The sequence below is a fragment of the Vibrio sp. HI00D65 genome (genome assembly GCF_001635455.1).
In the GTDB taxonomy this organism is placed as follows: Bacteria; Pseudomonadota; Gammaproteobacteria; order Enterobacterales; family Vibrionaceae; genus Vibrio.
In genome coordinates, this window is record NZ_LWEH01000203.1 from 21,177 (window position 1) to 44,949 (window position 23,773).

General features: G+C 41.6%; 23 protein-coding genes and 3 pseudogenes. 8 read left to right on the forward strand and 18 right to left on the reverse strand.

The window, feature by feature from the left end; genetic code table 11:
• Positions 1–70 precede the first annotated feature (70 nt).
• The 10 genes from A3712_RS15340 to A3712_RS15385 form a co-directional block, all read right to left on the reverse strand.
• A complete protein-coding gene (locus tag A3712_RS15340; protein WP_063524141.1) occupies positions 71–391 on the reverse strand; it encodes a hypothetical protein in 321 nt (106 codons plus the stop codon).
• A 7-nt stretch (positions 392–398) separates the two neighbouring features.
• Positions 399–1,313, reverse strand: coding sequence for a hypothetical protein (locus A3712_RS15345; RefSeq protein ID WP_063524142.1), 915 nt, complete (start codon positions 1,311–1,313; stop codon positions 399–401).
• Positions 1,313–2,056 (reverse strand): hypothetical protein, encoded by a 744-nt coding sequence (locus A3712_RS15350; protein ID WP_063524143.1) that lies wholly within the window; start codon positions 2,054–2,056, stop codon positions 1,313–1,315. Before A3712_RS15350 ends, A3712_RS15345 begins: the two co-directional genes overlap by 1 nt.
• Complete coding sequence (locus tag A3712_RS15355) at positions 2,053–2,799, reverse strand: phage tail protein I (protein ID WP_063524144.1); 747 nt, start codon at positions 2,797–2,799, stop codon at positions 2,053–2,055. Before A3712_RS15355 ends, A3712_RS15350 begins: the two co-directional genes overlap by 4 nt.
• Positions 2,783–3,775 (reverse strand): baseplate J/gp47 family protein, encoded by a 993-nt coding sequence (locus A3712_RS15360; RefSeq protein WP_063524145.1) that lies wholly within the window; start codon positions 3,773–3,775, stop codon positions 2,783–2,785. The genes A3712_RS15355 and A3712_RS15360 overlap by 17 nt, the downstream gene beginning before the upstream one ends.
• Positions 3,772–4,098, reverse strand: a complete 327-nt coding sequence (locus A3712_RS15365) for a hypothetical protein (RefSeq protein WP_063524146.1) — start codon at positions 4,096–4,098, stop codon at positions 3,772–3,774. Before A3712_RS15365 ends, A3712_RS15360 begins: the two co-directional genes overlap by 4 nt.
• Before the next feature lie 9 nt (positions 4,099–4,107).
• Positions 4,108–4,836: a phage baseplate assembly protein V gene (locus A3712_RS15370; protein ID WP_082856248.1), complete on the reverse strand. Its 729-nt coding sequence runs from the start codon at positions 4,834–4,836 to the stop codon at positions 4,108–4,110.
• Between the two features lie 39 nt (positions 4,837–4,875).
• A complete protein-coding gene (locus A3712_RS15375) occupies positions 4,876–5,322 on the reverse strand; it encodes a hypothetical protein (protein ID WP_063524148.1) in 447 nt (148 codons plus the stop codon).
• A 121-nt stretch (positions 5,323–5,443) separates the two neighbouring features.
• Entirely contained in the window at positions 5,444–5,725 is a 282-nt protein-coding gene (locus tag A3712_RS15380) for a hypothetical protein (protein ID WP_063524149.1), read from the reverse strand.
• 245 nt (positions 5,726–5,970) lie between these two features.
• Positions 5,971–6,585 (reverse strand): hypothetical protein, encoded by a 615-nt coding sequence (locus A3712_RS15385; RefSeq protein ID WP_063524150.1) that lies wholly within the window; start codon positions 6,583–6,585, stop codon positions 5,971–5,973.
• Between the two features lie 432 nt (positions 6,586–7,017).
• Here A3712_RS15385 and A3712_RS15390 point away from each other — a divergent pair, with 432 nt between their 5' ends.
• Positions 7,018–7,587: a helix-turn-helix domain-containing protein gene (locus A3712_RS15390; protein ID WP_063524151.1), complete on the forward strand. Its 570-nt coding sequence runs from the start codon at positions 7,018–7,020 to the stop codon at positions 7,585–7,587.
• 472 nt (positions 7,588–8,059) lie between these two features.
• Here A3712_RS15390 and A3712_RS15395 read toward each other — a convergent pair whose 3' ends face one another.
• Positions 8,060–8,884: a hypothetical protein gene (locus A3712_RS15395; RefSeq protein WP_063524152.1), complete on the reverse strand. Its 825-nt coding sequence runs from the start codon at positions 8,882–8,884 to the stop codon at positions 8,060–8,062.
• A 387-nt stretch (positions 8,885–9,271) separates the two neighbouring features.
• Between A3712_RS15395 and A3712_RS15400 the strand changes: the two genes are divergently transcribed.
• Positions 9,272–9,454 (forward strand): hypothetical protein, encoded by a 183-nt coding sequence (locus A3712_RS15400; RefSeq protein ID WP_063524153.1) that lies wholly within the window; start codon positions 9,272–9,274, stop codon positions 9,452–9,454.
• Between the two features lie 648 nt (positions 9,455–10,102).
• Here the strand turns inward: A3712_RS15400 and A3712_RS28720 are convergent.
• From A3712_RS28720 to A3712_RS28350, 3 genes and pseudogenes are all read right to left on the reverse strand, one after another.
• A pseudogene (locus A3712_RS28720) lies at positions 10,103–10,621 on the reverse strand (metal-dependent hydrolase).
• A complete protein-coding gene (locus A3712_RS15410) occupies positions 10,618–11,361 on the reverse strand; it encodes a hypothetical protein (RefSeq protein WP_063524154.1) in 744 nt (247 codons plus the stop codon). Before A3712_RS15410 ends, A3712_RS28720 begins: the two are co-directional and overlap by 4 nt.
• A gap of 11 nt (positions 11,362–11,372) precedes the next feature.
• A complete protein-coding gene (locus A3712_RS28350) occupies positions 11,373–11,600 on the reverse strand; it encodes a hypothetical protein (protein WP_231891822.1) in 228 nt (75 codons plus the stop codon).
• Positions 11,601–13,367: 1,767 nt separating this feature from the next.
• Between A3712_RS28350 and A3712_RS15420 the strand changes: the two genes are divergently transcribed.
• The 4 genes from A3712_RS15420 (at position 13,368) to A3712_RS27420 (ending at position 16,982) form a co-directional block, all read left to right on the forward strand.
• The gene (locus A3712_RS15420; protein ID WP_063524155.1) at positions 13,368–14,414 is read left to right on the forward strand and encodes a replication initiation protein; all 1,047 of its coding nucleotides are present in this window, start codon (positions 13,368–13,370) and stop codon (positions 14,412–14,414) included.
• 130 nt (positions 14,415–14,544) lie between these two features.
• Complete coding sequence (locus A3712_RS15425; RefSeq protein WP_063524156.1) at positions 14,545–15,189, forward strand: recombinase family protein; 645 nt, start codon at positions 14,545–14,547, stop codon at positions 15,187–15,189.
• A 521-nt stretch (positions 15,190–15,710) separates the two neighbouring features.
• Complete coding sequence (locus A3712_RS15430; RefSeq protein ID WP_063524157.1) at positions 15,711–16,814, forward strand: Fic family protein; 1,104 nt, start codon at positions 15,711–15,713, stop codon at positions 16,812–16,814.
• Between the two features lie 24 nt (positions 16,815–16,838).
• Complete coding sequence (locus A3712_RS27420) at positions 16,839–16,982, forward strand: hypothetical protein (protein WP_157618773.1); 144 nt, start codon at positions 16,839–16,841, stop codon at positions 16,980–16,982.
• A gap of 1,628 nt (positions 16,983–18,610) precedes the next feature.
• On the opposite strand, the pseudogene A3712_RS15435 reads toward A3712_RS27420, so the two are convergent.
• Both A3712_RS15435 and A3712_RS15440 read right to left on the reverse strand, forming a co-directional pair.
• Positions 18,611–18,889: pseudogene (locus A3712_RS15435) on the reverse strand (IS1-like element transposase); the annotation flags it as partial.
• 1,496 nt (positions 18,890–20,385) lie between these two features.
• Entirely contained in the window at positions 20,386–20,655 is a 270-nt protein-coding gene (locus A3712_RS15440) for a hypothetical protein (RefSeq protein ID WP_063524183.1), read from the reverse strand.
• Positions 20,656–20,863: 208 nt separating this feature from the next.
• On the opposite strand from A3712_RS15440, the gene A3712_RS15445 reads away from it, so the two are divergent.
• Entirely contained in the window at positions 20,864–21,499 is a 636-nt protein-coding gene (locus A3712_RS15445; RefSeq protein WP_063524158.1) for a recombinase family protein, read from the forward strand.
• Positions 21,500–21,637 (forward strand): hypothetical protein, encoded by a 138-nt coding sequence (locus A3712_RS28360; RefSeq protein WP_231891825.1) that lies wholly within the window; start codon positions 21,500–21,502, stop codon positions 21,635–21,637.
• Here A3712_RS28360 and A3712_RS28725 read toward each other — a convergent pair.
• A pseudogene (locus A3712_RS28725) lies at positions 21,638–21,823 on the reverse strand (helix-turn-helix domain-containing protein); the annotation flags it as partial.
• A gap of 988 nt (positions 21,824–22,811) precedes the next feature.
• Entirely contained in the window at positions 22,812–23,681 is an 870-nt protein-coding gene (locus tag A3712_RS15465) for a LysR substrate-binding domain-containing protein (RefSeq protein WP_063524162.1), read from the reverse strand.
• Positions 23,682–23,773: the final 92 nt, after the last annotated feature.

The window sequence follows — 23,773 nt, forward strand, 5'->3', positions numbered from 1 at the left end:
GCTCAAGGTGAGATTTAGGCACAAAAAAACCGCTTAACAATAGCGGCGTACTATCAGCTTTGAAACCTAATTACTTCATTACACTGCGATACATATTAAGGGCTTGCTGATCCACAACCTTGCCACGTGCAATTTGTCGTTGCGAAAGCAGTTCTTGATATTCTTCATCACTCATTGATGTGGTATTCCCAGAGTCAACTTGATCACGATGTCGAGTCACTTGCCAATCGGTTGTATTTAAGAACTCAATATTTTTTCTATCAATCTCGGATTGACTTTCCACGACTTCACAGTCAGCAACCGTTAGGCCAAAACTAGTGAGCACTGAGTCGAGTGAATCTGCATCACACATAGCAATCAAAGAGCCATCATTTTTGTCTAATATTTTCATAATTTATTTATCCTACTGTTGTATGCTCGGGAAAGTCGCACGGCGTGAATACTGGTTCTTTAGCTGTCTCGCCAGCAGCTGTTAACATAGCTTCAGGATACATAGGCAAAGATAGGTGCGGTTTAGCAATGTAAACCTCGCATTCTTGTTCATTATTAACACCAAAACAAAATGTATTGCCTCGTACCGTCGAAACCTCAGACATATTAATAACTTTGTCCACATACAACCAACCATCAGTTCCTGCGTCAGTATCTGCCTTGGTGATCGGATTTCGGTGAGATTGTTTATTACTCGTGGTGCTAAAATAGCCAGCATCTTGCCCCATATAAAACGTTCCCGTCACTACTTTAACCCAAAGTCGAACACGTACTCGTGAAAAATGACCTAATGTATCAACACCTAATCGAATACTTTTTGACTCCTGTTTTGGCGTTGAAGTTATTTTTAATATGTGTCCATCTTTGATGCCTCCCCAGCCATCAGCTAATCCACCACGCTTATTTCGATCACCTTTATTATATCGACCAAACCAGAACGGAGTTTCATCTGTTGCGGCGTCAACCGTTTGAGCTGCGTTGGCTGGCTTGTCTTTAACATAAGGTCCTTCAAAGCCTTTTGTAAAAGGGTGTACCGCCTCGATTACAACCGATCCCGTTGACGAGAACCCCACAGGCCGACCATCGGATTCAACTGCTCGCATCAATGAGTTCTTAAAAAGATTTAAGGGTGTAGGGATGATATTTTGGACACTGTCTTTAAATTTCTGGTGCTCTTTCCACACATTAGTGACGGCATCGTTTGTTTTTTTATCAATGGCTCCCATTTTTTGTGATACCTCGTCAGCCAACTGTTGCGACGCACTCGTTTGAGCTTGTGAGGCTTTTTTTAATTCCTGTAATTCTTCGGTTATGTTTGGCATTAATGACTCTCCAATTTTCGGATTGCTTCGTTAGATTTCATGGTGTTGTTTGCTTGTCGCACTAACACGGACTGAGTATGAAGGTGCGCTTGTGTGTTGCTCATCGCAACAGCACCGAACGTTTCTTGTGTCTGCTGTTTAACAAGAGACAACGCTTTTTCTAGCTGAGATGTTGACTCGATCAATAACCCATTGAGATTTTCGATAAGGGAATCAGCCGCTAAGAGCTGGTCGTTCACCTTTATCTGGTTATGCGCTTGTTTAATTTGAACCGTTTGGCTTCGAATGAATGCAAGCGCATCACTCATCATTTCAGGCTCAATCATGATGTTTAAATTTTCGGTCCCAACGACAACCGTTAATGAATCGCTTGGTAAAGCTTCAAAGTTCATCGTAAACGGCACGATTACGTGCGACCCTTTTGCCTTATAGGTCAACGTTCGGTTGGGTTCGGAAACAATGCCAAGTAACGTTCCCGATTCTAACCATAAGGCGATTTCACCGATTGGAAACTCTTCGTCCCCTGAAAACTTGGCCGCCATTTGCAGCGAGGTACTGCTGACATTGACGCATTGAACAATGTCTTCAATTTGTCGCTCATTGCGTAGCGCCACTTGAGAAGGACTTGGTTTATAGGATTTATCCCCCACCGATATTTTGGCAATTTTGGCTTTTATACCTGTATTTTTCGCGCTGATACATTCAGCTAAACCGCGATGCGTAATGGTTACCGCTAGTGTCATGTGATTCTCGCTATGGTTTCAATTGGTGTGATTGATATGGACTGCGGGCCAGTAGATGTACCCACACTAAGCGATGTTGCTGCCTTAACTTGCGCAAGTTTCGCTTGAATCGTTAAAGGTTGGATGCTGACAGCATGAGAGCTTGAACCTGCGGCCAAACTCAGCGATGTGGATGCTTTAACTTGTGCGAGTTCGGCTTGAATCGTTAAAGGTTGAATACTGACACTGGGTGCGCTCCCCGCTGTCACACGAAACGACTGTGAGACGCGATAAGCCATAGTTAAGTCAACACTGTCTCGTTCTGACTTTACATGGTTTAAGCGTTCGATAAGACGCTCGGCTCGCTCACGATCCACGCTACGTTCAGTCTTGTTCTCAGCGGTCACATAAACGGTATACGGCACCCCATTTTCAACGTGCTTCCAATGTTTTATTTGCGCTTGATAATCCACAGCGTCGAGCGCCATCTCAATACCGGCCTTGGTACCACTGGCTTGATGCACAGCATAAGACACCTTGGTGATGGCGCGCTTCTCAGCTTCACTATCACTGAAAAACCAATCATTCACACCACGCTCAGAGGCCATCAAAGGTAATAAGTTTTGTGGGATCGTGGTTGGTGAATTGATGGTAGCCAGTGTGTTTTCGCTTTGAACTAAGGCTTTAGTACTTTGTTCGTAGCTTCGTTCAAACGTGGTTCGGTTATCTGGCAGCAGTGTATCTTGATCAATGATTTCGGACATTCACCACCACCCCTTGACAATACGGCGCTTCAAACCAGTCGCACAACACATCGTTGCCAGGGCTAATGATGCTCAGTTTTTTTACGTTGTGGTTATGAGCAATTTGATCGATGCGTGAGCGTTGAACATGGCCGCCTAATTTATGCTGTTTCTTACCATAATCGTTTAAGGCTTGAGTTAAGCCTTCTCGGTCAATCAATTGAGTAGGCGTTGTTTCTTCCCACACATCAATGGCGATTGTGTACGGTTTTATCTCTGCGGAAGCGGTAGTGATATGGTCAGATTCTTGAGCAATATCAGCACGGCTACAATAATCCAATACTGCTTTTTTTAACGCCTGATCAGCCGTGCCATCCCCAACAGGAGAAAGAATACGTATTTCTACCTCACCCGAGTTTGGTCTCAGCATTCTTGGCTCAGCATCTTTTGGACGAATCACCTCTTTAGTAGAAGTAAACTCAAAGCGTTGAACAACGACGTTGTCAGACTCACGATGCACAGTAATGAATGGGCGTTCGCCCAGCGTCATCGCATGAAATTTATAACCCGTTCTTGTTCCTGTCGTCGCCAAACCATAAGGCGCTAGACTGTAACGAAGCAAGAGCGATGCATCAGATTCCATCACTGCAGCAACCGGTGGGAAAACCGTATTATCTTCAGGTTGTATGACTTGCCGTGTTACACCTAAGCGAGACACAACCAAATCAATCATTTCAGAATCGGTTGCGGTTTCTGAAAAATTTTGCAGGTATTTGTGGTTATCATTACGTGTCTCTTGCTGCCTAAACAAAATCATTGAATCAAGGAGCAGAGCGGCTGATTCATTTGGGCTCCGGAGGCCTCGAGTCATTAACTGTGCGACCTCTGTACCGACTTCTTTCTCTGCAAAAGGGAAAAAAAAATCATTAATGAAACGTTCACGCATCGTTTCAAATGGCTCAACAGTCAGAATGTCAGGGATTTTGGTCACACTCATATTACTAGCACCTCTCTTTTTCCTTCATACGTGTAATGAATCTGAATTCGAAACCCCGTTCCATGTATTCGAACATCAACAACGGGATCTGCAATATCAGCTAAGTCGTTGGCTGGGTTAGTAATAACTCTATGAATACGGTTAATCGCTCTCATACGGTTCTGTTCGTTCGCTAACCCCATGAGCATACGATACTGCCCACCGACCTTACGGCGTTTCTCTCTCGAACCTTCTTGCGTCGTGATCGCTTTGGCTAAACGACAAGCCGCTTGCTTAGCTCCCGTCACCGTCAAGCCCGTTTCTGGGTCTATTCCCATTTGCATACTGCCCCCTTAATTGGACGGGAGTTCGGTTGGCTCCCCTTCTTTGTTCACCATATGCTTGTGAGTACTGAAAGTGACACCGCTTATAGTAGCGGCAGACAATACGGCGCCATTGCTTGACATTGAGAAAGCACCAGGAGAGTAACTCACAAGCGTAGGAGTTTTAATTTGTGCACTTACATCCAACGAACCAGTGACTTTGACATCTCCGGTTTGTGAATGCGTGCCCTTGGTTTTCGAGGTGTTGGCGGTTCGAATATAATCATTGGTTTGCATGGAAATTATATCCGCCGCCTCTACCGTAAATGATGGGGTCACGAACTTGATTGAGTTATTAGCTTCGACCAAATAATTGCCATCAAAATCAGCGGTCACTTTGAAGACATCTAAAACACTTAAACTGGTTTTTCTGGGGTCCGTATCATCAGGCAAAAATTCGGAGCAATAGGTTGCGGGTAACGCGATAGCATGAGCCTCATCAACCCCACCCGACAAATTCAACACAACCACTTGCTCACCAATACTCGGAGCTCGCCACTTAATCACCTCCCCCGACTCGAAAGCGACCCATTGGATCGGAGGAGAGACATAGTCATCTGCTGAATTCGGGGCGTAATCGATCACTGCTTTTGCGCCTTCCACAGATTTAACACGTCCCAGTCGTATTAGGTTCCTTAGCTGACGTTCCATGCCACTTACACGATGCGTTAAGTTGAGAATGGCTTGCGTTATATTCATGTTTGGAGTCCACCTATTTCAGGAACTGTTGAACGAAGCTCAATCACAAGCTTCGCTGCAAAAGTAGGTTAATCTCATATATTCAACAATATCGAGGCTTCGCCACCACTTAGAGAATAAGTGCGCTCGATCTGCACGTTCGTTTGGAACTTTGTAGACATTCGCGAGGATCCAAGCCCCTGTAACAATGAGTGATAACGTCGGGTTATTCGCTAAATATTCAAACTTGATACTTTTTAGATCCATACCAAGCGCCGACAAAATTTGCTTTCGATGAGCATAAAATCGGTGATGATTTTGCATTAACTTAAACTGGTAATGTGATACAGAGCATACGCCACCGTATCGGCTTTTCTTTTGACCCGCTTTTGACTCAATAAGAGTAATTTCAAACAGCAAATGACCAAGGTTAGGTACACCAAACACTTGGCCAACAAGAAAACACGCATCTTTAAGATGCAAGGGAGAGAGAGCGCCATGTACCATTTACTAAGCTCCGTTATCGATAAAATACCTACAATGAAAGCTAGTAACACTCGTAGGGTTATTAAAAAAAGGGAATACGGAAGACGACAAACCCACTAAGGCGCGGTAACTTCCAAGTCAGCTATAAATCTCTCTTAAAGACTTGCTGCGTGATAAATTTAATTATGTGGATATGCCCAAGCGCTCCAAATACGCCATACACCACGGTTTGGCTATAGGACATACCTTGCATCAAGCCGAGATGCCAGGAGCCAAATGCCAACGCTAAAGCAATGAAAAGCTCTGCAATAAACACCTGAGGGGAAATTTTTTCTGCTTTTTTAAGAAAGACACCCAGCCTGGCGACAATAAACACGACGACAAATAACAAAAAGCCGTCCGTCTCTTTGTTATAAGAAAACATAAATTGAAACCTGTTTAAGCTACTGTTGGAGATGAAATTTTAAAGTTTTAATCGTTCACATAATCAGCTAAATCAATTTTAACGCTGGTAAGGAACAGACCATCGTGCATAAAAAAACCCCTTTGCTAATGCGAAGGGGTTTTGTCAATTTACGAATAAAATAAGGAGTTTTTCGACCGTGGAAAAATCATACTACAACCAGTCAGGTTATTGCAAGCAAAAAGCTCATATTTGAGCTAAAAAAATTAACCAGCAACTTTATTGATACACTTTTGAGCCATGTAACACTCGTAAAACTCGCACAATGCTAGCCTATCGAAAGAGTCAAATAGAAGCGTAATGTTGTCATTATGCTTTGCATAACACTCATAGTATGTTTGTTTTTTAATCCCTACCGCCTCGAAATATGTACGATGAAGGCAATCCAAAAAATCCCGCTTGACTAGACGTAAAACCAAAATAGACAGCACTTTTTTCTGCGTTGGTTTACGGCACTTTTCTAATGGTAGGCGCTCCATAAGCGCGTTCAGTAAGGCTGGGACATGATTTAATGATGGGCTATCAGCATATCGATACAGCAACCAATTGTTCATATCGATTGGTAAGTTATTAATAACTCGTTGTATCTTCAAGTGCTCGAACACATCGTCTGAACAATTTAGCTTTGAAATGGCAGCATTTCGAGTTCCCTTAATTACCGAAGATTGATGGTGACCCTTCTTTTGGGGCTCTTTGCCATTCCTTACAAGATTGAATATCGACTTTTCTGAAAAATCAGAATTTATCTCCGGTTGATAAGTCGCAAGCGCTTCCATGATCCGTATACGTGTCGCCTCAAAAAAATCTTTTTCATCATTCATTTATCGCAAAACCCTATTTAAATGGTTAATTATCCAAAAACAAAAACTGAAAAAATGAGCACAATAGGAAAAATAAAACCTAAAAGCATCAAATTTGAGTCAAAACACTAACATCAAAAAATAAAAATGGCCATTCTTTATGCCTACGATTGCTTACTTTTGTCGATAGCTTACTAATTACGGCTAAAAAAAAGAGATAAAACACAATTTCTTTGGAAAAAAAGTACTAAAAGTCTCTTCTATGAAAACTTTTTGTCACTTTTATACCAAAAAAACTCAAAGTTAGTACTTGTAACTATCGGATGCTTTATAATTGGGAGATTGAAAAAAGTAAAAACACAACGCATTTTTTACTGCGTTGGACACATGACCTCGAGGGTCTGATTCATTAGGGTAAGGACAAGTGCCCGTTGTATTTTAATAGGAGTCAACATGCCAGAAGCACATCAGGTTTTTGCAGCAATCCGAAAGTCAAAAAAATTAAAACAGAAGGATTTCGTTGGTATTGCTAGTCGTGCAACCATTGGAAGGTTTGAACAGGGCGAAGGTGATTTACCAACCCAAGTACTTATCAAGGCTTTAGAAAAAATGAACATGTCGTTCGGTGAGTTTGTCACTCGCATGGAAATGGAAGAGACGCTTGGTTATCACACTAAAAATGTAAGTATTCGTAGCTGGACGGATATAGGAAGAGAAAATTCAGCAGAACATGGAACTATTTTTTACCCAAACGGAGCTAAATTTGAGAGTTATGCTTTAAAAGTACGGGACGCAGCGATGATATCCCCTGATTTCACTACCAATTATCCTATTGGTTGCTTCATCATCGTTGAACCCATGAGATCTGTTAATGATGATATTTTAGTTATCGTTAAAGCAGGGGGGACGTTCCATTTTAGACGTAAGTATCGTGGAAAATTTGTTCCAGCTAACAGTGAATTCGAAACCATTGATAATGGTGAAATAGTCGGTCGTGTTGTTGGCTGGGCAGGTCATGGCTAACCCTTTTTTCTTCATGTCGAACCAAGATAAATATTAACCACCGCCAAGTTTCTGATATTTTTACCAGTCGTGGTCAACTGACATTGACCACAGTTTCATCTCTCATTTTTCCTACCTCACATAAATACCCACTTGGTCAAAATAGTTCAACAATAACAAGAATTATCGGCGAGTTCTTCTTCAAGTAGTCTTCAGCTTGAGTGATTACCTCACCCCTTCTTTCTTTGGTAAGCAATTAATATATATATTAAGTATTAATTTTTTGTATTTATTGTAGATGCTTGACTTGTTGTCATTTCATGCTTGATTTATTTTAGAATAAATCAAGTATTCAACAACTTACCCACAGCTGGTATTGCCTTTAAGACTTGTTGATCTCAAATTTCCAAGGGTTTTTAATGACTAAAGAGTCAATAACGAGAGGTGGATGCACATAATCACCACCAACTAAGGTGGTAGAAAGTAGTCGACGTTAATGTGAAGTGGGAGCCTGGAGTCTACCTATACGATGGAGTTCGTTTTCGGTTATCTCATGTCGAGGACAGAAAGAGTCGTCTCTGTCTAAGCGACTTTTCAAAGACGGCGCAGAGCTGGAAGTTCGCTTTGATTGGGCGTGGCTAAAACGGCGCTGGTTTTCGCCCCCGTACCCATAATCTTGAAAACCTCGCCCAGTTCTGATTTCTTGCTTCTTCCTTTGAACTGAAGCTGCGATTTTCTTATCACGATAGTGTTTGTATTGAACAGCACTTTTTATTGATTCTCTTACCTTCTTACCCGTACCAAGAAGATCATACAATCCAATGAACACACGTTTGACTGAATTTTTTCCGTAATAACGCTTTCCGTTACCGCACTGATAATAGCCGTATCGAATATTAGAGATATACCAACCTAAGCGCTTGGCGCTCGCAATGATACCGTCTAGTGTACTACGTTCAATCCCTAGCTTTTTCATAAAGAATGCGTTTCCTGCCGGCACGACATGCCATTGGCCATCAGGTGTCCGAGACTTAGATACGATTACATTTTGAGCCTGATCGGTATAAAGCATAGCAACGCTAATAAATCTTAGGAGATTAAAATAATGGTCTGAACGTATCGATTCACAATTCGGTAGACGATCACCTCTGAAATGACTTTGTATTAGACGTTCGACAGAGCGTAAGATTCGAAAATCTCGATGCTCATCAAGCTGAACATTAAAATAGGTTTCGATAAGATTTTTATCTTCTAGCGCTTCAAATTTTGGATCGAATTTAACCGTATTTAGACTTTTTCTGAGGGACATTTTGTTCATCAATTCCTAATATTAAAAAGTATGACGGCCGGTAGATGTGCGTAAAACTATATCTGAAAATATTAAAAACGATCAAGCTAAAACTAAAACAAAGAAATGTTTAGCTGAAGTAAAACCAATAAGAAACAACAAGATAAGTCGATATCTTGTAGCTTATGGATCATTACAGCCCTACCCCATTACGCACTCCACAATCACCCACCTCAGAGACAGCCCTTCAGCAATACCTGAAAAGTTATTTTCAAAATAAAACCCCAAAAATATGTGTTATATAAATACAAAAAGCCGAATTTTAGATCTAAAGTCATTTTTTATGACGTTAGCTATAGTAAAAACACATAAACACTGTTTAAATATACAGTAATTCAATCAGGTAGGGGGGAGTAAATGAATAACGGCATAATTGAGCATTTAGAAAGTGTGGAAATCAAAGTACAACAGCTGACTGCAATTGCAACTGTCACTGGGGAAGCGGCAGAAAAAGTAGAACACGGAACATTGGCTCTTTGCTTTCAAGTTATTGAACGCTTAGGAAGAGAGTGCCTCCTCCATATAGAGCAAACAGAATAAATACGTCAACACACAATAATACGAGCCTTATACATCAAGTTTACATCATCCAAAAACGTCATGTTTTGAGATTATCTTTTAGGTACTACAATTAAAAATCAAGTGACGCCGTCACAAAAACACTAAAGCCGACTTAGTCTGTTAAACGAAACACTTCATCAAAAAATGAAAGAATTCTCGCTAAACATCAAATTTAAATGCGTTTTTATGCTCATAAACTCTGTTTTTATCATCCGAAAATCGGTTGGGGGAATAGTTAGGATAAATCTCAGCTCATATTTTGGCTCATGGCCATCAATGAAATACCTCATCATTACACTTACTGCCACTTACTAAAAATTTGGCGAATAATTACAAACGCACAGAGCTGATGTCAAAAATAACCATCAAAGAGTACGCAAGTTCAGGGAGCGTAAGTTTTGTCTTCCCCTCCGCTCCCGAAAAGCAAATATATGATAGTAAAATCATTTTTCTTTTAAGCGGTTTGGGGACAATGGGGGTTGTTTTGATTAAACATAGAATGGTGTTCTATCCAACTCTAACTCAGTAAAAATTCTTTACCCACCCTATCTTTTGACTCGATTACACGAGCGAAAATTAGCAAAACATCTGGGGACAATGGGGGTTGTTTTTTTGAAACCAACGGACTTAAATCAACCTAAATCGGTTGGTCTTCCACTCTAAAGCATCGATCAAGCCTTGCTCATACATGCCAGCCCAATCGTAAAAGAACGGCGCAAAACCTTGACCGCCCGTGATATGAGAAAGCGCAATGCAAGCAATCACTACGCCTGCAGAGATAGCGTATTCCACAGGGTCACCCGTTCTAAAGCGACCACCAAATAGATGAAATCGTCGATCACTGTAGGGAGAAAAAGGCACACCCGAAACGGTCATTGCATCGGTCAGTATATGGATGACACCTCCCTAGGCAAACGCCATCCCTAACCCGTGATAATCCCAAACTAAGGTAAAGGCGAGGGCGACCATTAACCAATGGGTGAAGACATGAGTGGGGCCTCGATGTTTAATTGGCCTGCCCGTCAGTTTATATACATACTCCATCCAATCTGGTGCGGTTGCGCCTGCAACACAAGCCGCGACATGAGGTGGCGAAAACACGGCACACAAGGCACCCGCAATTAAGGTGTGGTTGAGCCATTTCATTTGTTCACCGCCTGTGCGGTGCGCTGCGGCAACACGGCTATTTTTTGTAGATAAGTGTTTATCGTCTGACTTTGGTCCTCTTCACACATAGCCACTAACGCCAGGCGTTGCTCAACCAATGTGGCTTCATGCGTTAATACATCACGGTGGGCCGTGGCGACTTTCTCGAGCAAGGTTATCTGCTCATCAACGTTAGCAACCCCTTTGCTTACTCTTGCTTGGGATCGCGCCTCGAGAGCCAAGTAGAGCCCCATCGTTCGATAGGAATAATTGCGGCTGGCAAGCGCTTTGGTAAAAGCAGCGACCGCGCTAGCGGTCGCGGTTCTGCGCTGATATTCCCATTGGCGTTCACGCGATTGTTCGGTGGTAGAATAGAGAGGCATTTTCCCGACAATGCCAATATAGTGCTCGGAGATATCTGGCCAATCGTCATTGTCGTACTCGTCCATGTTAGCGCGCATACCAGCTACAATATCGATGTCGATCTTGAATTTACTCTTCTCTGGGTAGCAATGCAGTACCGACTCAAAGATGGTGTCTGGGTCTATCTTCGGCGCAGGTAATAGGGCAGGGACGGGGGTATTAAAATGCGGGGCATCACCGTGTAACGTCGGTAATTCGAACGGCTTAACCTCGGGTGGTAAAACGGTAGGTTCGTTCCATGGTGAGCTGATCCCCCAATCATTGGCGCTCACCATGGAAGCTCCCCCAAATAGCAGCAAAGCAAAGGCTATTTTCATTTGGATTTAGCTTAATCGGCCCGGGCTGACCTGCGGCCAGAACCCAGCATTTGTAACCCACCGACAACAGCGCCCGCTTCCCAAGCACCGGCAACCACACACATTGCGACAATAAACCAAATTAAGGCTTTGGTAGTGTCGTAGCTTGCATCGGTTAACAGGTTGGTACGTTGCGGATTTCTGCGTTCAATCACAGGGCGAACAGAAGGGGGCAATCGCCCTTCTTCGCTGGCCGTCATGATCCATGATATTACTCGAGAGCAAACATGAGCGAGCCACTTGAGCTTTTCTTCCTGTCAGTTTGTGCGCGTCGTCCACGAACAGCAATGCACCGGTGCCCAACAAATATTCAGCGAGTGCATCAGCTTTCATTTGCAAGTTGAGCCTGCGCCACTCGGTTTTGAGGTCTCGATTTTCAGTGGTTTTACGGCGCTTTTCATACCACTTAGCAACAGCTTCGTTTTCCACCCAGCTGGTCATGGGTAACAAAGTCTCAAGCAACACTGGTTGATGTTGGTTACTCCAAATCCCATCGTGCTTTTCAATGAGGCGGCTGAGCCAACGGCTTTTTCCTGAATCGTGTGCGCCGGTTATAAGTTGGCACTGGGTACGTTTGAAAGTGGACTCTTTGCGATCTTTGGACGGAGCAAACCGACGCGGAGAGTCGACGATCAGCGGTGTTATGTACGGGCTGCCGTTCTTTCTAACTCGTTTGCGATCGGTCCAAATTTTTTCATGTAACTTTGGGTTTCATCAGTAGTAATCGCGCGGGATCGACTTCAAATAAAACGTCCGAGACTCACGTGAGTTTTTCTGCACGTAGAAAAAAATTTAGATCGAAGTAAGGGGTAAACGATAGATTTGATGGATGACAGTGATATCTAGGATAATTAGTACGATTAAAACCGTCATTAAATTCGTATTTTCTTTAGACACAAAAAAGTCCTATGACGGGCTGGGTAATGACACACAGATACGTGAACATCCACCTAAAATTCATCCCATCGATAAGACCGATTTAAGTTGTAGCTTTTCAATTCTGTTTTTTTATCAAGCGCGTAGTTAGTCAGTGTATTAGTTAGGGCTGGGCATAACTGATGGCTCGCCACACCATTTGTCGGTTGGGACGTTACCCCCTTCCATTTACCCGCTGTGTTAGTTGGTTAAATCACCCTATATGATTTATCGCATCCTCATGCTCTACCACAACATAACGAATCATTACCGTTAACTTGTTTATCTCTGCAACCGCAGAACGTCTCCGTCGAGGACGAAAAGAGAATTGTCATTCATTTTTTATCACCCAATTATTTATTGTCGTTGGCGTAAGTGATCCGCATCGACCTAGGTATGAATCCTAGTAAATGAGTATTACGACTAGAAACGGCATATCTCGCTAATGACTTATCTAAATTACTCGTGTTTAGCCATATCATCGAATAAGTGTAAGGGGATCGTTTTAGGTAGTGTTGTGCGATCATCAAAGAGTGATCTACGTGCTTTGTTACATTCGGTACATGTTTGTTTGTCGTGCTGCTCGAAGATAAATCACAGCGTTTTTATGTGGATAAGTGATTGAAAGTCTGACAAATACCGGTTATTCACATTATCCACAGTATCTATAACAGTATATAACCTCTATAGGATCTATAAGGTATATAAGATCTATAGAGAGATAAAAATCCTTTATAATCATGTATATAAATACTTTCAGGTAACATGTTTTTAGTGTTATTGATCTTATTTTTAGTCTGATTGATCGTTTAATTAGTACATCGGTAACAGATTTTTAGTGTACACGATCGTTTTATTAGTGTTGGGGTCACATATTTTTAGTGTCTAAAACGTTTTTATCCCCTAAACGGGAATATTGGTCAAACAATGTTAGCATTTCTTTGAAGGTAACAGGAATTTAGTTAATTAATGCGATCTTTCTCCTTGAGGTTACGGAGATTTAGTCTTACTCTTATTTGAGACTAAAAAACTGTTACCTGAAGCTAATTACTATGACAGACCACCGCCAACTGATAACCACAGAAGACTACAGAGAGTTGCCGAACGACTTTTTTAAGAAAAGTCATGCACTTGTATTTAGTCAGCTCGGTTTGACGGCTCGTGAACACGATACATTTGCACTATTCTTATCGCGTTTGCATGAAGATCATTGGGTCGCCTATCAAGAAGGCCGTCATGTTTATGCGCCTGAATACACCTTCCAGTCTGAAGTATTGAAAGAGTGGTTTGGCTTATCTGCAAAGCAGCTATACCCAACATTAAAACCAATGGCTAAGCGCCTTTCATCCCGTAAAGTCGGTCTTATGAACGACGCTGAGCAAGAGTTTGATTTTATGCCACTCTTTAGCCGCGTTGCTTATAAGAAAGGGGCCTTGATCATGGTGCCAAACGCAGAGCTTATGGATGCATATTTGGCTCAATCGGCGGGTCATGCTCAGATCAATCATCTCTCTTTTAGAAGCTTGAAGTCAGAGCATTCTAAGCGTCTGTATAGTATTTTGTCTCGCTTTAAGAAATCTGGAATGAAACTGCATGAGCAGTCTATTGAGCAACTGCATGGATTGTTCGGCTTATTAGATGAGAAGGGTACTCTAACGAAGTCGAGCTATGGCAATAATAAGGTTTTCCTAGAGCGCTGTATCCGTAAGCCAATTGAAGAACTCTCCTCTAATGAAGAGGTAAAGAAGGAGCTCGCGTTTCTTGTCGACGAAGAATCTGGCTCATATGGCTACAAATCGCGTTATCGAGGTAAGAGTATTGTTGCTCTTGAGTTTCTGTTTGAGTGGAAGCAAAAAAGCGACAACAAAGGCGAAGCACAAGAGCGTGCTAAACTTGCTGCAGAAACGGTGCCAGACAACCCAATGTTGCTGTTGGCAAAAGAAGCATTCAACATTGTTCTATCGTATCCGGTGAATGGTGAGCTGACTGATCAACATAAATTGGCAATAGAGAGCGTGCGCATGGGGATTATCACTATGCCTTCAGACATGCAGTTTGATTCGGTCTTCTACCATCGCATGGAGCTTATGGAAAAGTAATTTCAGGTAACAAATTTTTAGTGTTTCGCTTCGAACACTAAAAATCTGTTACCTTCAGTGACACAGATCTTAAGTTTTATATACATCACCTTTGTTATGACGTCTAAGGTAATCAACCAAGGAAAGGTTCATGACAACCTATGCTTATCTACGTGTTTCCACCGACGCACAAGATACTCAAAATCAAAAGCACGGCATTCTCGAGTATGCGAACCAGATGGGGATCGCCGACATTCAATTTATCGAAGATACGGCTTCCGGGACCAAAAAGTGGCATAAGCGTAAACTGGGTCACTTGCTTCAGGAACTGACGGTTGGCGACACTATCATCTTTGCAGAGATAAGCCGAATAGCACGTTCAACATTACAGGTGCTCGAAGTACTTGAATTGTGCTCCTCCAAAAAAATCCACGTTTTCATTGCTAAGCAAAATATGCGTCTTGATGGCACTATGCAGGCAACCATCACCGCAACCGTTCTTGGATTGGCGGCAGAGATAGAACGCACCTTTATCTCCACTCGGACCAAAGAAGCGCTAGATGCTAAACGCAAGCTCGGGATTATTGGCGGAAGGCCAAAAGGCCCCGCGAAGCATCTTAAGCTCGATAAGCAAAGAGACAAAATTATCGAGTACCTGCAAATGGGTCTTACCCAAGCCGCTATCGCCAAGTTGCTTGATATCTCGCCAAGTACCTTGAGCGACTACATTCGACGTCATGATTTGCGAAATGTTGTTTCCACTAAAGGCCGTAAAGAGCCTGCGATCCCATTGTAGGTGTTCAAAAAGGTGTACTTTAAGGACACCTATCAAAAGGATCGTTTTCAGTGTTCATAAACGCCTGCTCATTGGTTGTGTGCTTGCAAAGAAAGGCGCGGCCTTGGTCTCTCACTACCTGGACAATGGCGACATTAAAGCGCTGTCTGTCGCATATTCGATACCACGATATCGGCGTTCGCAAAGATGGAAAAAAACGAAGCCCTAAAGCACTGTAACGAGGGCAGGGAGCGAGATCTAGAAGGAGGGAAGGCACCCCGACCGATTTTCTAGTAAGCAGCTTTATGAGCGTATTCAGGAGCTTGCAGAGCAGGGGATGAATAAGAACGCGATCAGTAAAGAGCAGTGGGCAGCTTAACGACTGTGTATAAGGTATTACAACCATATCATCTCTAAAAATTTATCACTTATGTTTAAGGTAACATCACTACAAAATGATTTGATTATCCCGCACATTCAAATCATAATCTGATTCGAATATGTGCATTTATCGAATCAGTTCATAATAATAAGAGGTCAATATGTGGATCTGGCAACAACGTGATTGGCCAAACTTTACTTGGGATCACATGATTATCGAACCTCGTTTACGCGATGTTCGCTTAAAGCAGGGGATATTGCTCGGTAAAATGACCACTCAATCCCAAGATGCGAATGAAACCATGCTCGACACTTTATTGGCCAACATTATCCACTCGAGTGCGATTGAAGGTGAAACGTTAAATGCATTTTCAGTGCGCTCTTCTCTGGCAAATCGACTCGGGATCAAAGAAGAACGGCCATTTCCCATCACCGAGCAGTCGGACGGGTTGGCCGAAATCATGCTTGATGCGGTGGAGAACCGAGATATCCCGCTGACGTTAGAGCGTATTTTACATTGGCATGATCGTTTGTTTCCCGCAGGCTATACTCTGCTTAATCCCGTAGTAGGAGGTCAGCTACGTGGTGAGGCGCCGATGCAAGTGGTGTCTGGACGCATCGATCGCCCGGTGGTGCATTTTGAAGCGCCAGAACGGGCAAGGTTAGATGTTGAACTCGCGCAATTTATCGAATGGTTTAATGCATCAAAACATGATGCCTCTTTTGATCCATTATTACGTGCTGCTATTACCCATTTATGGTTTGTCACGCTACACCCACTTGATGATGGTAATGGACGGATCACTCGTCTTCTGACCGATTTAGCGCTGGCACAAGCTGAACAGCAATCAGTGCGCTTCTATGCCATGTCAGTGTGTATTTTGGCTAACCGTAAAAGCTACTACGAGATCTTAGAGCATACACAAAGAGGAGATATGGACATTACGTCCTGGTTAGAGTGGTTCTTTAATACACTTGAAGCAACGTTTGCCGATGCGCTTAAAGAGATCGATCAAACTATCTATAAAACCAACTTCTGGCGTAGTATAGACCAAACCAAGCTATCGAAAGAGCAAGTAAAGGTGTTAAATCGAATGTTGGATGGTGATTTTAAAGAAGGCATTAATACCGATCGGTACCACAAAGTGGCGAAAGTGAGTAAGCCTACAGCAACGCGTCACTTAGCAGCATTGGTAGAAATGAAGTGTTTGGTCAAATCAGAGGCTGGCGGTCGCAGCACGCGTTACCATTTGCCAAAAACTTAGCGTACACCTATAAAGAACGTGGCCTTGCTCATCATTCTAGCCCTGTCTGGCCACAACCTACCCATTGCCACAAAAAGCATGTCATGGCCTAAGCGCGTGCCACTTCGTGACACAGGCCATCACATTAATATCACAACGGGCTGGGCGGCACAGCCAGGCCTTCCATAGCAAGGCCCCTTAAAAGCTCTGTGACCAACCCCAACCCCCAAGCTTAGGGCTATTAGTTCAAATTGAACATAATGTGGAATAATACAAAATAGCACGTGCCGGTTCGCCAGCAAGCTGTCGGGCACTGGGCTACTTCAAGTATTATTGGACATTATGTGTAAATTTTCACAACCGCATAAAAAGCATGCTTTAAGGCGGCCAGGCAAGCTGGCAATTGTTTATCTGCCTTGCCCAAAAACACGGGCAAAGCAGGGCAATTGGCTAACGCATCAAAACACAAACAACGTGTTTTCAAGCGGTCACGTTCAGTGGTTCGTTTGAATCTTGACTCGTGGCAAGTTTTTATGTTGCCCGTTCCGGCCAATCTATAAAAGGCGCAAGCTGTTTTATGGCGTCCCACCACATCCCCCGCCCACCCAATGCTGCGCCCCGTTCTTTGGTTTTGGAAGTTCTACGTTTGCGGTGGGCTTGGTGCTACGCGGTTTTATATTCACTTGTAATTTAATGGCGCAGCGGTGGTCGTGTCGTGGTTTGGTTTGGGGGATAAATCACGAAAATGCCCTAAGAGGTGTTTGGTAGTAATTAAACCTTCGTGAGGTCTATTTGGGGAACAAGCAAGAGGTCAACGGCGGCGCGCCCAGTTTCGTAAATTAGGGCTGTTCAAGCTACCCTAGGTGTCGTGATACATGCGATTGCTAATGTGCACGTTGTGAGAGAGCGCTTCATATATACCCCCAAATTTAAGGTAAAAAAATGCCACCTCAAGAGGTGGCCAAGTAGTCCTACTGATTTAGGTAATGCAACTATGTGCACATGTAATGCTAGTGCAAATTTTTTAAAGCGCAACTATCTAAAGGAGTAATGTTGAAGCTACTCGAAGGGGAAACAAATAAGCAGGGTATTTGCCCTGTTTCAGGGCTGGCTGAAATATGAGGTCATTCATCTGATTTGAGTGTGGTGAACTTTCGTGAGGGAGGAACGAATAGTTATCCATCGCCCAAATCCGTCACAGGAGCGCCCTGGAACTCCCCGTCAGAACATTGCTTTTGTTTTTCTTGGATAAAAAAAAAGCCACCTCATGAGAAGTGGCGAAGGTTGCGGCCAGTGTGTTAGCCTCGGAGTCGATATAAGCTTAGTTGCATATTTTCAAGATTCCAGATTTTCACTTCCTCATAATTTGAAGTGGGTCGTAAATGGAGTAGGGCAGTACGAAAACTTTCACAACGAGAAAGTTTTCGTACTGCTAAACCAAATAATTTTTAGGGCTGTCAGCAAAGCGACCTGCTGCGTAGATACTGACTACGCGCTTAAGCGAGTTACAGTACTTAAGTTAATTCACACCTTGCTAAGTTAGAAAAAACTCGACTAGAAATTGTCCAAAAACTTCTCAGGGTGATTTTTACCCGTGGCACTTTCTAACTCGAAAGTGCTCCAAAACTTGTTAGATAAAATGCTTTACACATTCTAGGGGAGTGCGTTTTCCCTACAAAACTTAATATCAAGTTCATTGATAATTTACTTACCAGCTTTGCTTTCTCTTCTGTATAGATACAGCTTATTAATTTTGAATATGGAAAGTAACATGTTTATTTCTCGCTTGTTCTCGTTTCCCATACGTACTAGAGCTAACGTTGATTTTCAAAGGCCAATTGCTCGTCCACTTCGCAAATCATTTCAATATTGGCGAGGTCGGAAGCTATCGTTGTGACTTGGTTTGGTGTGAGCTTTTTGTAGGTGCGCAGTACCGTGTTGTAGCCCACCTTTAGTAAACGCTTTGTTTCTCTAAGACTAGGGCTTTTCATAGCCACATCAGCGTTTTGTTCTTTAACCATTGGCTTGTCGGCTCCTTAAGCATAGTCGAGTTGAAATGAACGCTCGCAATCAAGGTAATAAAACAGATGAAAGCCAACAGCCCCTTAATCATGTTGTCGTATAGACTCAGATTGTTTATAAAGAGCTGGATCTTTTTTTAGGTCTTTTACTCTATGATGTGGCGTAAATAGTTCTTTTTAAAGTTATCCACTTCTACTTAGCATTAAAGATTTTATAAAATTAGATCTGCCATTAAAAAATAAAAAAAAATTGATCTGAACCATATTTAGTTTTTTTATTATTTTAATTAATGGTTGATTGTTAGGTCAATAGTTCTAATTGTGATTAAATCATGGTCGAAATAATATTTATAAATTCTAATGGTTACCTCTATGATCAATGTTTTCATTATTATTATCAGAAAATTTAATGTCTTATTATTAAGTAAGAATTCCTTATAAAAAGATGAATAGTTTATATTATCCATTAGTAATATTTGATATATCCATTCCAACTCCCTTCTAGGGAAGAGTTGGTTTTCCTCATTTTCTCATGTAATACGTATGTTGTAATCAATGGATTGATGATGAAAGAAGTCTCAGTCAAGTTATTAAACTAACAGTTACTGAATCTGAAGGAAATTTAATGATAGATATGATTTTATTTAGGGGCATCATTCATTAAATTTTTATTAAATAACCGAGGTGGGGATTAATAAATATTTCTATTAATAGTTTTTACAACCAGGATTAATGATGATAAAATTTATATTTTTCGCGCTGTGCGTTTCTAGCATTTCATATGCTAGCACTTTGGATGGGTCTGGCTCATCGATGGGATATTTAAGTAATAAATGTAAAGCTTCTCCCTCACATGATGTATGTAAAATCAAGAGATAGAATTTTTTTTATACTATTGATTTATCTAAATTTAAATTCGAATAAAATTATCATAGGTGTTTATCGAAAGTTTAGCTAGAGCTGTGACCTATGCACCCAGTATGTTCGGAAATTAAATAAGATTTTTGTAAGTTATTAACCTTTCAATAAGGAGCTGCCCAAATATAAGTTTATGTGTATATAACGATTTCTGTACAAACTCTGCTTACTCTGTTTTATTTTTTGCCCATTTTCTCAACCTCTGGAAGTGGGCCTTTTCACTTTGCTATACCGAAATTTATTCATGTTTATCTTATGCTGAAATTTTGATACTATTTTTTTTGAAAATTAACAAGCTAAAATTTCACCTATGGCAGTTATTTAGCTTTTATATCAAATTATTAGTCAGTGAAGTCTGGCAAAAAGAAAGTAGCCAGTAAAAAATGACTGATACAACGATATTACCGCTATTCATTGTTTCCACAATGTTCTTAGCAATTTCTCTATGGCCAGATTTAGTACTCATATTACATATTCTTCGACTAGTGGCTTTAAAGCTGGAGTAAGATACCAAAACTTATCTTAGGAGTAGATCGCTGCCGAAGCTCCAAACACATTTCTATCCAGTAATGAGTTTTGTGTACTTGAACGTCGGTGTTTTAAATTCTGAATGCGCACACCAAATATACCAGCACAGTAAAGCTCCACCTTTTTCAGTCTAACCAAGACAGCGCCTTCTCAAATCCCTTGGGCGTAATGTTGATATACCAATCCAAGTCCACCTTCTTACGCATGATTAGCCCACGCTCCTCTAGTGTTTTGCATGAGACTCGAAAATTGTTCGGGTGGATATCTTTTTGCAGTAAATGATTCACGGCCTGGTTGATGACCGTTGATTTACCTTCTTTCACACCTTTGGTGAACGCTCTGGCCAAACAACTCAACACAGCTTTTTGAATTTGGCTCATTCTAACTTCCGCCATCACCGCTCCCTTAATCATTGCAGCAATGATTAGATAATACCATCCTTATCCATTGTTGCAATGAATAAGGATGTGGTTATGATAATTAGCTGTGCCACTTAAGTATACTTAAATGACACTAGTAATTTATGGTAATAAAACACCATATGTCATAATATAAATGTCACACCCTATAAAGTCATAACTTAAACGTCATAGAAGGGGCATTATGTACATATTTGGATACCTAAGAGCATCAACAAGTGAGCAGGATGCAGAAAGAGCAAAAAGCATTCTTTCTGATTTTGTGGAACAAAAAGGTATGCGTGTTGCTGCTTGGTATGTTGAGCAAGAATCTGGTGCTTCACTGCAAAGACCTAAATTACTTCAATTACTCAATGATGCTAAAAAAGGGGATGTCATCATCATTGAGCAGATTGATAGACTCTCACGTTTAAATGAAGCAAGTTGGTCTAAATTGAAGGAAATGCTGTACAAAAAGGAATTGAAAGTCATCAGCCTAGACTTACCGACCAGTCACATTGCACTGGCCCCGGAAATTTCAGATGAGTTCACGAACTCAATGATCAAAGCCATCAATAACATGATGATGGACATGTTGGCTGCAATTTCTCGAAAAGATTATGAAGACAGACGCAGACGCCAAAAGCAAGGTATCGAGAAGGCTAAGAAAGAAGGGAAGTATCAAGGAAGAAAGCCAGATTTAGAGCTGCATGAAAAAATCTACAAGCTTAGAGTGGGTAACCAGATGAGCATCAACGAGACAGCCAAAATGATAGGCGTCTCAGCGAGAACCGTTGTACGTGTCGTTAAGAAGATGAATGCTCAGCGCGAAGGTGGGTAGGTGAGTATATCCTACTTAGGTTTAGGCTCTGTGATGGCAGACCAAGTGAATTGGAATAGTGAAGCTTCACCTACCTTGTCGTTGAGAGGTTGTGTCTTTGATTTTTACAGCGAAGTTACTACGACTAATGCCCAATAACTTCGCGGCTTTTGTTTGATTGCCACGAGTATGCACAATTACGGCTTTAAAAATTTCATCTTTGACCATCGCCATGACCCAAGAAACATCGGTATTTTGGGCCTTATCGAGCAACATCGGTTCAAGGTAGATTTGTAAGTGTTTCTGGATAGCCTTGTGGCTAATGATTTTATTATCTTTGTTCATTAAGTGGGAGTGGGGCTGTTGAAAGATTAAATTATCCCTCCTGACTATTGATAAATCAATTATCAAGTGGCGACCGAACAGGTGTCGTTAAATTGATTATGTGAGTGGTTGCATATATGATTTGGTAAGAGTTGCCAAATTGGAGTATGTATATGCATATATCTAATCGACCTGGGCTCATGTTTATAAAACAAGCATTAGCCCTAGAAATGTTACTTTCTAATGAAGCACTTGAGGGAGTTCACCTTGTCTGCGATTTCAAAATTCATGAGTTAGACAGTGAAATGTTGAACAAGCTAGAAGTGAGTAATTTAGAATCTATAAGCTTTTGTGATGATAAGGTTATCTACCCCATAGCGTCACAATCGAGAGGTGACTAAGTTGTGCCGATAAAGGTTTTAACTGATTTCTTCGAATAGAAAGTTCGCACAATTCCATCAGGTATGTTTTGTAATTCGTCCGCGGTGGTGGCTATCAAATTTTGCATGCAAAATTTGGAGGGGAGGGTTAGTAAAATTAGTTTGGGGCAAGACCATGATATGTTCTCCTTTAAGTTTCCATCCAAACAACGATTGCTTGAAGCTCTTCGAGGCTGCACTCTCCATCAAGAGTGACAGTTGAATTACCTTTCTCAATTTCAACGTAAGGGTTAAGAGATTTAATCTCTTCTTCATTAACATTGGAGAAGAATTTTTTTTAATATCTAGTGCATTGTTTTTATGCATAATTTCCCTCGTTAATTAGGCTAACGACAAAGTCACTTGGTAGTTAAGGTACGACAGAATCGCTTGGTGATCACACTTCACAGGTTGAATTTTTACCTGTGGCACTTTCTAGCTCGAAAATGCCCCAAAGCTTGTTAGAGCAAATACTCATTCACATCGAATTAATGTGATTTTGGATTAGTTTACCTATTGATTCAATCTGACTCAGGCTTGCTCATAATGTGGACTTTTATGTCCACAATTCTGGCAGCAATTCAATCACTTTACTTTTTGATATAGAGTGTAAGCTGTTGTTTTAATTCGTCATACAACTGTTCCTGTACTTTTTCTAACTTATATTGATTACGATCGAGGCACAACCTAAGTTTTCCAAGGTCCGGCAAACCATCCAACTTACTAATAGTATCCGGGTGACTGAAAGAAGAGCGAACCGTAACTCCTAAGCCGGCATCAACAGCGCTCCATAAGTTACTCAGACTTCGGCCAACAAAGGTAATTTTCCATGGAATCCCCTCGCGATCTAATGCTGCTATGGCTTGTTGTCTGATAATGCAAGAACCATCAAGCATGACTAGTGGTACAGGTTTAGAAATATTAATGGATTCTTTAAGATATTTATTTGCTGGCCCATACCAGTACAGTGGTAATTCTGCCAGAAGTTCACTATATGGCGCCGATTTTTCACCTCTCCATCCCAATGAAAAGTCTAACTCACCAGATTGAATGCCATCCATCAACTCCTGATGGCGCCCAACAATGGATTGCAATTGTAAATTTGGATGTGAACGAGAGAATACACCTAGCAACTGAGGCAATAGTACGTCACTAAAATCTTCTTGTAGGCCAAAAACCACTTTCCCCGTCAATGAATTTTCCACTAACTGGTTTAGAGCTTCGTCATTTAACTGAAGCATGCGACGGGCATAAGCCAGAATAATTTCACCTGCTTCTGTCGGCTCTAGATGGCGGCCGATTTTGGTCACTAATGACGTGTTGCACTGCTGTTCGAGCTTTTTTAACTGGGCACTGGCCGCAGAGGGTGAACGATTAAGTCGTTCAGCTGCAGCTGCAAAGCTTCCTAACTCAATTCCTAAGACAAAACATCGTAAGGCATCTAAATCCAGACTCCGCATGTTCAACTATCCCGAAAATTAAAACTGTATATCAAAATAGTTTTGATTTTTTATATTAAAAAATCAACTTATTCTTTTCCAGTAGACGAAAA